The organism is Campylobacter sp. S4:11 (assembly GCF_024723695.1).
Classification (GTDB): domain Bacteria; phylum Campylobacterota; class Campylobacteria; order Campylobacterales; family Campylobacteraceae; genus Campylobacter_D; species Campylobacter_D jejuni_C.
Genome location: NZ_JANQDC010000030.1, coordinates 1 through 9,241, shown reverse-complemented (window position 1 = coordinate 9,241; position 9,241 = coordinate 1). Strand labels below are relative to the sequence as shown.

The 9,241-nt window shown below is 26.0% G+C and carries 9 protein-coding genes; 3 read left to right on the top strand and 6 right to left on the bottom strand.

What is annotated here, in order from left to right:
* Positions 1 to 176 precede the first annotated feature (176 nt).
* The 6 genes from CAMP5053_RS07770 to CAMP5053_RS07745 all read right to left on the bottom strand — a co-directional run bounded on the left by CAMP5053_RS07770 (position 177) and on the right by CAMP5053_RS07745 (position 6,441).
* Positions 177 to 1,088 (bottom strand): type VI secretion system baseplate subunit TssG, encoded by a 912-nt coding sequence (locus CAMP5053_RS07770; RefSeq protein ID WP_087700188.1) that lies wholly within the window; start codon positions 1,086 to 1,088, stop codon positions 177 to 179.
* Positions 1,085 to 2,812 carry a type VI secretion system baseplate subunit TssF gene (gene tssF, locus CAMP5053_RS07765; RefSeq protein ID WP_087700190.1) on the bottom strand — a complete coding sequence of 576 codons (1,728 nt, stop codon included), beginning with the start codon at positions 2,810 to 2,812 and terminating at the stop codon, positions 1,085 to 1,087. The genes CAMP5053_RS07770 and tssF overlap by 4 nt, the downstream gene beginning before the upstream one ends.
* The gene (locus CAMP5053_RS07760) at positions 2,812 to 3,204 is read right to left on the bottom strand and encodes a GPW/gp25 family protein (protein ID WP_087700192.1); all 393 of its coding nucleotides are present in this window, start codon (positions 3,202 to 3,204) and stop codon (positions 2,812 to 2,814) included. Before CAMP5053_RS07760 ends, tssF begins: the two co-directional genes overlap by 1 nt.
* A 3-nt stretch (positions 3,205 to 3,207) precedes the next feature.
* Complete coding sequence (gene tssC, locus CAMP5053_RS07755) at positions 3,208 to 4,662, bottom strand: type VI secretion system contractile sheath large subunit (RefSeq protein WP_087700194.1); 1,455 nt, start codon at positions 4,660 to 4,662, stop codon at positions 3,208 to 3,210.
* Positions 4,663 to 4,674: 12 nt separating this feature from the next.
* Complete coding sequence (gene tssB, locus CAMP5053_RS07750; protein ID WP_087700196.1) at positions 4,675 to 5,160, bottom strand: type VI secretion system contractile sheath small subunit; 486 nt, start codon at positions 5,158 to 5,160, stop codon at positions 4,675 to 4,677.
* A gap of 75 nt (positions 5,161 to 5,235) precedes the next feature.
* Positions 5,236 to 6,441, bottom strand: coding sequence for a type VI secretion system domain-containing protein (locus tag CAMP5053_RS07745; RefSeq protein WP_250322470.1), 1,206 nt, complete (start codon positions 6,439 to 6,441; stop codon positions 5,236 to 5,238).
* Between the two features lie 163 nt (positions 6,442 to 6,604).
* On the opposite strand from CAMP5053_RS07745, the gene tssJ reads away from it, so the two are divergent.
* Genes tssJ through icmH form a run of 3 tightly spaced genes read left to right on the top strand, consistent with a single transcriptional unit; the run spans position 6,605 to position 9,240 of the window.
* The gene (tssJ, locus tag CAMP5053_RS07740; RefSeq protein ID WP_337217597.1) at positions 6,605 to 7,045 is read left to right on the top strand and encodes a type VI secretion system lipoprotein TssJ; all 441 of its coding nucleotides are present in this window, start codon (positions 6,605 to 6,607) and stop codon (positions 7,043 to 7,045) included.
* A gap of 15 nt (positions 7,046 to 7,060) precedes the next feature.
* Positions 7,061 to 8,461, top strand: a complete 1,401-nt coding sequence (gene tssK, locus CAMP5053_RS07735; protein ID WP_087700202.1) for a type VI secretion system baseplate subunit TssK — start codon at positions 7,061 to 7,063, stop codon at positions 8,459 to 8,461.
* An 8-nt stretch (positions 8,462 to 8,469) separates the two neighbouring features.
* A complete protein-coding gene (gene icmH, locus CAMP5053_RS07730) occupies positions 8,470 to 9,240 on the top strand; it encodes a type IVB secretion system protein IcmH/DotU (protein ID WP_337217596.1) in 771 nt (256 codons plus the stop codon).
* Position 9,241 lies beyond the last annotated feature (1 nt).

Genomic DNA, 9,241 nt, shown 5'->3' with positions numbered 1-9,241 from the left:
GATTGAAGTAGGGAAGGTAGAAAGTAGTAAGTGTGTGGTTTGTTAATTACAGTAAAGTGTTTTTTTGTTTATGTGCTATATTTTATTGTTATAATTTATAAAAAGTGATGATTTAAATAATGAAAATTCAGATTTTATATAGATGAGTAAATGATATATTTTGGTAAATATAAAAATCATTCATGAAGTTTAATATGTATTATCTCATAATTTTTTATTTTTTTTCCTAAAATTTTACCCCATCCTAATTTGGAGTGAGAGTAATCTCCTAGCTTAAACAGCATTCTTTTATTAAAAATAATTTTAAGATATAAATCAACACAAAATTCATTATTAGTTAGAAATAATATACTTTCTTTAAGCTCTTTATATTTTTCTGCGTTTGGAAAGTATTTTAAAGCTTCATCATAGTGTATATCTTTTATATAAATAGCTATTTTATTTTGGTAAGATAGAAATTTTTTCCCTAAAATTAGATTTTTCCCTAAAATATGATTCTTACATCCTAATTTATTTAATTGTATGTGTCTTATGTAAATTTGATGGGGTATATTTTCTATAATACTTAATTGATTTTGCAAATTAAAAGTGATTTGTAAAATTCTTTCAATATAACTTTTAGGTCTTCTTAAACTTAGCAATAATGGAGCAAAAGGTAGATATCTCTTTGCTATTCTTGTGTCATTGATACCCAATATAGAAAATAGTATTTTAGAAATTCTATCATTGAAGTCAATATCAAAACTTTTTGGATAATTATTAAGAGTGGTAATTTCAAAAAAAATCCAAAGAAGATAATGGTTGAAAAAATCAAAAAATAAACTCCATCCTTCACCGCCATCTTCATTTCTAGAAAGCTTGTCTAGTATGTAAGATGGGAGTTGCGATGTATTTCCCTGTAGACCCATGAAGTTAATCATAATTTCTATAGGAAAAATATCATTATTTTTACTAATTTTTACATACTCAATTTCTTTATTAGGGTGCATTAGAGCATTATTTACTCTTAAAAAAATATCTTCTTTACGATGTTCTTTTAATATTTCTTTAAGAAGTTTATAAAAAGTATAAGAGTTTGTATTATTCATAATATAGACTTAATTCCTTTTTTAAAAGGATAGTGTATAATGACTTTTGAATTTATACATTTTATTTTTAATTCGCAAAATGAATTAATACTTACAAAAGATGATAGAAATTCTGAAATTATTACGCCAAGTTTGTAAACTTCCCCTAAAGAATAAAATTTAGAATCATCTATGCTTATGATACTCATAGTTCCTTTTTTTGTAATATGTTCATCGACTAAATAAGTAGGTTTTGATTTGATATCAATTATTGATGAAGTAAGTAGTTGGCAAGTTGCTTCAGATGTTTTATCATCAGGAAAACTATAACTCTCCAGAACTTGAAAAAAGGAAGTTTTTGTTAATAGAGTTTGATAACTAAAAGATAAAATAGAAACTAACTTCCATAAAAGATTTCCATCTACATTGATTTGTTTCGACGGTGTTGGAATTGTAATATTTTTGGTAATTATATCTTTGTGGAAAGGTGCGAGATTAATATCACCTATTTTTAAAAGAGTAGGTAAATTCTTATTGCAACATAGTGTATCTATGGATATTGTTTCATTTGTATTGTTTGAGGAAAAAAATGATATTTCTTTGAAATTAACATTCTTGGAGTTTGATTTATTTGTAATGTAGTAAAAATCTTGTATTTTGTTTTGCATAAATTCAAAACGTTCAAAATTCTTATAATTTTTTAAAATTCTACTACCACTATCACTGTTGTGTGCCTTCACCTGCTTTATTTGAACTATATCATATGCGTTTAAATTGGTTCTGTCTATAAAAATTCTATATCCATTTTTCGAATGATTGTTGATGATAGGTTCTGCTGCTTTTTCAAAAATATTAATAATAGGTGTTGAAGACAATGAAAATAGCTCATTTTTTATAATACAATTTTTAGGAAGTGTTTTGTTAAATTTGAAAAAAATACTGATTAATTTACCTTTGCATTTATGTAAAACTTCTAAGCCTTGTATTAAGATAAAATTGAATTTTTCTGGTAGAAAAAAATACTCTCTTAGTAAAGAAAAAGATTCAAAACCTAAATCGTTATAAAATAGACAGCTTTCATTTGGTTTTAAACCCATAGTTTTAATGTTATGGGTGTTTATTTTAAATTCTTCTTTTGTATCATGAGATATGATTTTCAATTCTTCTAAGTATTGGTGCATATAAAAAAGCAATGTAGATGATGTGTAAACATCATCCCCTAAATATATACTTAGTTTATCTAAATCCAGATGTTCAATGTTTAAATCTTCTTTATTAATTCTAAGTTGTATATCTAATGTGTGATATTGTCTTTCACTTCCTAAAAAAATATTCTCTATATTTAATGGATATAGATATACATCATATACCGTTTTAAATTCACATTCACATTTTTCTATAGGTATAGATTTGACTGTGCTATTTTTAGGAATAATTAATTTATTGAGTTTGCTGTTTTTGTTAAATTTAAATTCTTGCATACACATAGATGGTAGAATATTGGTGTAATTTGGAGAAAGAATATTAATTAGAGATTCTGCGATATAGGGTATATTTTGATCTAGTTCTTGATGAATTTTTGAGGTTAATATTGCTAAATTTTCAATAATTCTTTCAATATCTGGATCTTTACTATCGTAAGATAAAAAGGGAGCTAACTTAGGAAATTTATCTATAAAAATTTTTCGAGTCTGATTGAGATAAGTAATCTCCTTCTGATAATAATGTATATCATCTTGTGTCACTAGATAACCTCGCAATATCGATTATTTTTAAATATAATTTCAATTACAAATTCTTTAAAACTATCATTATAAAAAACACATCTTAATAAAAATGAAAGTTGCCAAGGTTTTAAAGAGTCGTTATATGTAATAGAATTAATCATAATTCTTTTTTCGTATTTACTTATGAGTTTATGAATTTCTTTTGCCATGTTTAAGCAAAGCTCTGTTGAGCTTAAATTTAAATTTTCCATACCAGATAACCCAAAATCTTTAATACTTAAACAGTCATCAAGTTTTGCATTAAGCAAAACTTGTATATTGTTTTTTATTTCTTGAAATTCGTTTTGATAAAAAGGGATGTTTTTATACTGATCATCCAATGAATGAATAATTTTATCCAATAAAGACATTTATTATTCTTTATCTAATTTACCCACTAAAGATAGTTCAAAATTTCCACCCATGTATTTAAAGTGAGGACGAACACTTAATCCAATCTTATACCACCCAGGCTCTCCTGGTATGTTATCTACTTTTACTTGAGCTCCTCTAAAAGGTCTTCTACTTCTAACCTCTGCTGGCGGGTTTTCTTGATCTGAAATATATTGTCTAACCCATTCGTTTAAACCATTTTCAATATCACTTCTTTCTTTCCAGCTTCCAATTTCTTCTCTTTGCAATACTTTTAGATAATGTGCTAATCTTGAAATTAAAAATACATAAGGTAGTTGAGTGCCTAAACGGTAATTTGTCTCAGCATCTTTTCCTTCTGGTGTGTTTGGAAATATTTTAGGTTTTAAAGCAGAATTTGCTGAAAAAAATGCTGCATTGTTGGTATCTCTTCTTAGAGTTAAAGTTATAAACCCATTTTCTGCAAGTTCGTATTCTCTTCTATCTGTAATTAAAACTTCAGTAGGAATTTTAGCTTTTAAGTTTCCAAAATTTTCATAAAAATAAGTAGGAAGATCTTTTACGCTTCCCCCGCTTTTTGGCCCTATGATACTGCCACACCATCTATACTTAGCAAAACTTTCTGTTAATCTTGTTGCAAAAGCGTATGCTGAATTTCCCCATAGTAGATGATTATGAGATGCGTGAACATTTTCTTTATAATTAAAGCTTTTTATAGGATTTTCTTCACTATCATAAGGTGATCTTGTCAGAAATCTTGTAACCATTAATCCTGTGTATTTAGAATCTTCATTTTCTCTAAAAGTTCTCCATCTTGTATATTGTGGACCTTCGAGAAGACTTTGTAAATCCTGTATATTAGCTAATTCTGAATAATTTTCTAAACCAAAAAATTTAGGTCCTAAGGAAGTTAAAAATGGAGAATGACTCATTGCGGCTATGCTTGACATTTTATTTAAAAAAGTCATATCCGGACTTGCAGTGCTTAGTTGATAATCACCAATTATAGCACCAACTGGTTCTCCGCCAAATTGTCCATATTCTGAAGAATAAATATTTTTATAAACAACACTTTGGGTGATGTCTGGATTGTTTTCAAAATCTTCTAAAACTTCTTCTTTTGTAATATCAAAAAGATTAATTTTAATGTTTTCATTAAAGTCAGTTCTTTCTACTAAAAAGAAAAGCCCTCTCCAAGTTGATTCTAATTTCTGAAATTCTTCATTATGTAAAATTTCATCCATTTGTTTTGATAACAAATCATCAATATGGGCAATCATTTCATCAAGTGCGAATTTATTGATTTTATCTTCTATATTGTCACTTTCAACTATTGCAGAAATAAATTCAGCTACTCCTCTTTTTGCTATACTATAGCTTTCATCATTTCTAGCGTATTTGCTTTTTTCCATAATACTTTCAATAATTGGAGTATCAATTACTTTATCTTTTGACATATTATGTTTCCTTTATTCTTCGTTATTTTCTTTTTTGATTTCTAAAAGCAACTGCTCTTTGGTTTTTTCATTTTTTAGAGCATCCAAAACAGCTTTTCTAAAATTTGGAATATTGCCCATAGGTCCTTTTAGAGCCATTAATGCTTCTCTAAGGCGCATTAGTTTATTTAACTCTGGCACTTGTTGCACTATATTATCAGGTGAAAAATCTTTCATACTAGATATTTTTAGGTTGATATCTAATTCTTCGGCACCTCCACCTAAAGTATTTTTAACATTAAATTGGGTTTTGATGTCTAGTTTTTGCATAACCTGATTAAAATTTATTTTGTTGATAGACACAATTTCTCTATCTTCTAAATTTTGTTCATTTTTACCTGTTAAGTTGGCCATTACCATGAGTTTTAATGGTAGTTCTATTTCTGCATTTTGCCCGTTTGTTTTTGCCTTGTAGGTTATATTTATGCGTTCTTTTGGTGCACTTGATCCATCAGACATTTTACTTCCTTATTTTTTAAATTTTAAAATTTATTTTTTAAATTATACATAAAACTAAATAAAGAATAACTAAGTTTATGTTTTTTTATTAGTTTTATTTTTTGCATAATTATACTCATCACTTAAGTAATCCTTTAATAAGGTTTTTTCCATAAGTTCAACTAGTTGTAAGTATATAATTTTTGCATTATTTTTCATATTGTTTGTTTCAAAAACTTCTGCCATGGCTATTAAAGAATTTATATTACAAAATAAAGAATTATTATAATTTTCATTGTTTATTTCAATGAGTAATTGCTCTACTTTTTTATTTTTATCGGATGTAGCGTGTGTTTTTTTATTGATTTCTTGATTTTGTTTTACAAAATAATTAAATGTATCTTCTTTACACATTAATTCACCGTTGTCAAATCTTAACTTGGTAATATCTTTGAATTTGAGAATAAAATTGCAAGTTAGTAAATTTAAAATTTTCAAGGAGTGTTCTTTTTCATGATGCTGTAAAAAATCACAAAATATTTTAAATCCCTCTATCCAGAAAGGATTAAGTGAAAGATTATTGATAAAACATTTTATTTGATCTAATTCATTTGTATTTTTATCTAATAGTAATTTTATTAAATTTTTATCAGGATATCTTACTTTAGTGATGAAATCTGAATGCGGTGGAAGAGTTTTTATCTTTCCCCAAGTTGCCTCTGCAAACAATGAATAGGTGTTAGTGTTTTCAATGTCATTCTCTAGTAATTCTATTGCTAGATTATTTAATAATGTTCTGTATTCTCTATCGTTAAGATTGGATAATTTTGTGTTTTTTATATCGATATTTACTTGTGTTACTGGAGATTTAAGAGGTGGTTGTTTGGTTTGTGTTATTTCTTCTTTAATGTTTAATTTTGCAAAATTACAATTTAAAATTTCGCGTAATTTTTCAAAATACTCATTTAAATTTTTAGCTGTGACTTGTAAGCATTTTGGTGAATTTTTATTAAATTCATTAATAAAATTTTCAACAATTTGTTTGTATTTCTTTTTTTGATTCAATAGTATAGAAGATGTTTTACTTATATTTTCAGGTTTTTCTCGAAATAATTTTTCTGTAAAAATTATTATTTCTAAAAATATTTTAAAACACTCTTCGTTATTTAATGCTAAACATGATAAAGAAAAGTAAGCGAAAATTTTCATATCCATCGAGTTGTTTTGTAAAATATCTAATGAGTATTCATATACTTTATCCCATTGTATTTTTTCATGATTTAATGTTTTATATTTTGCCATTTCTTCTTCAAGTAAGTGAAATATTTCTAAGTTTTCTAAATTTTCTTCATAATGATCACAGAAAATCATTTTTTATCTCCTAAGCACTATTGAAAGTTTTTTTAATTATAATAAAAAACAAAATTATAGTGTTATTTATTTAAGTATTTTTTTAAGGATGGGAATGAAAAAAATTTTTATTATATTGCTTATGGGATTGTTTTTAAGTTCTTGCTCTAGTGTTGTAAGTGTAAAGATTGATAATATAAAAAATTCTAATTTAAATAGCAGAAATGATGATGTTCCTTTAACTGTTATTGTTTATCAACTAAAAGATGTAAATAAATTTATAAAGGCTAGTGATTTAGAGCTGATTAATAGAGAGGATGTTATACTAGGTAGAGATAAAATTGACTCGATTAGACTACAAATTGCCCCTAAAGATAATATTATTGCTTTTAAAGTTATAGACGAAGAAGTGCCGTATATTGGTATTTTGGTTTTATTTGCAAATAATACTAAAAAGGTAACAAAAATTTGGGCAAAAACAGATGATGCTAATGGTTTTGGAACTAAAAAAACATTAAAATTTGAAATAACAAAAGATGGTATTAGACATATTTAATCTAAGGAAAATATAATGGCAGATAAGCTAAAAGTAGCTTGGTTTAATGGGCTAAATATTGATAAAATTCATTTTGAGCAACAAGAACGATATTTTGAAAGAAATATTAATCTTAAAACAATTTCAACTTTCAATAATTTATATGGAATAATTGATCTAGAATTTTCCAATGAAATGTTAATGCAGGGAAAAATAGCACTTAAAAGAATTTCTGGAATTGCTAAAGATGGTAGCATTTTTAATGCACCAGAACAAGATGAGCTTCCAGAGCCTTTGGAAGTTAATTATGATTCTTTGGTAAATTCTATTATTGTTATTAAAATTCCTATGGGTTTATCCTCTATAGCAGATATATCTTTACACAATAATATACCTAATTCAAAATACATTAGTTTAAGAAGTGTTGTAGCTTCAAGAATATATGATGATAATACCAATGATGTTTTTAAACATACTGATTTAGAAGATGAATATGAGAATGATAATGTTACTTTCTCTCAAGAAAAAATAAGCATTACTTTAGCTAGTTTAAGATTGAAATTGGGCTTTTTAGGTAGCAAAACTCCAGATGAACTTGAAATTCCTATAGCAAAAATCAAAAATATTGATTTAAATAAAAAAATAGAGTTAGATGAAAGTTTTATACCCACTTGTTTAGATTTAAATAAATCTTCGTATATTAAATCATTTTTAGAAGAAATTTCGCATTCAATTAAACAGCATAAAGAAATACTCACTGAAGTATTTAAGGGTATAGATCAAACTAAAAACACCTTGGATTTTAGTACATATTTATCGCTTAATCTTTTAAAAAAATGGTATTTTATTTTTTCATATATAATCAATAAAGATAAAATACATCCTGAAAATTTATATGAAAAATTAGTTGATTTTCAAGGAGATCTTAGTGCTTTTGGCACCGAAAGTTCCTTTTCTGATTTTATAGTATATAATCATGATGACTTGACTAACACTTTTTTACCACTTACTAATCAACTTAGAGTTTTATTTGCAAAAATAACTTCTCCAAAATATACTATGGCTCAAGTAATTGATAATAACAATGGATTTTATGATTTGTTATTTGACAATCCTACGGTTATTGAAGAGGGCGAATTATTTTTAGCTATTAGTGCTGATGTTAATCATGAGTATTTATTATATAATTTTAAAACTCAAAGTAAAATTCATACTCAAAGTAGGATAAAAAGTATAGTAACAACACAATTACGAGGGATAAACATAGAGCAAATTTCAAATATTCCATCTTCTATACCTTATTTAAATGGTTATATTTATTACAAGTTAGACAAAAAAGATGAGCTGTTTAAATACTTTAAGGGTGAAAATGTTATAAGTTTATATCTAACAACAAATATAAAAAACCCTGATATAAAAATGTGGGCTGTGTTTTAAGGAGTAATATGCAAAAAGAATCGCATTTTAAAGAAGGATCTTTACTTTTAGAAAGTGATTTAAAAGGTTTAGAAATCAATAAAGTTGTTGATAATTGCTTGGAAATTCTTTTACTTGTTTATAGATTATCTAAGGTTCATTCTTTGGATGCTGCTTATATAGAGAATTTAAAAGAAAAGCTTGTGAATGAAATTTTGGTTTGGAGTTCAAGATTAAGTACTTTTAAAGAGTATGATGAGAAAGATATTATAAAATTAAGATATTGCTTATGCGTATTTATAGATGAAAGTCTAATGAAAAATGATTTATTTATTAATAGCTCTTGGGCAAATCATACTTTAACCGTGAGATTATTTGATGAGACTTTAGGTGGTGATAATTTTTACGATATAGCGCTTTCTTGGTTGTCTAATCCATCCAAAAACAAGGATTTTTTGGAATTCATATATGTTTGCTTGATTTTAGGATATAGAGGAAAATATTCTCATGAAAAAGATGTTGAGGAAAAAATTATTTATCTTTGTAATAATATAGCATCGGCTTTAACCCCTCTTATAAATTTAACAGATGAGACAGCTTTTGATAAGGCTTATAATGGAGCTAATAGGGAAAAATTTTGGCAGTATTTTCAACGCAGATTTATGAAATTTGCGTTAGTTATTATACCTATTGGATGTATTTTGGGTTTTTTCATTTTTGCAATTTTTGATTTGCAAACTCATAATATTAAAATCGATTCTAATATTAGCAGTTTGATTAAGAATATAGAAAAAATATAAG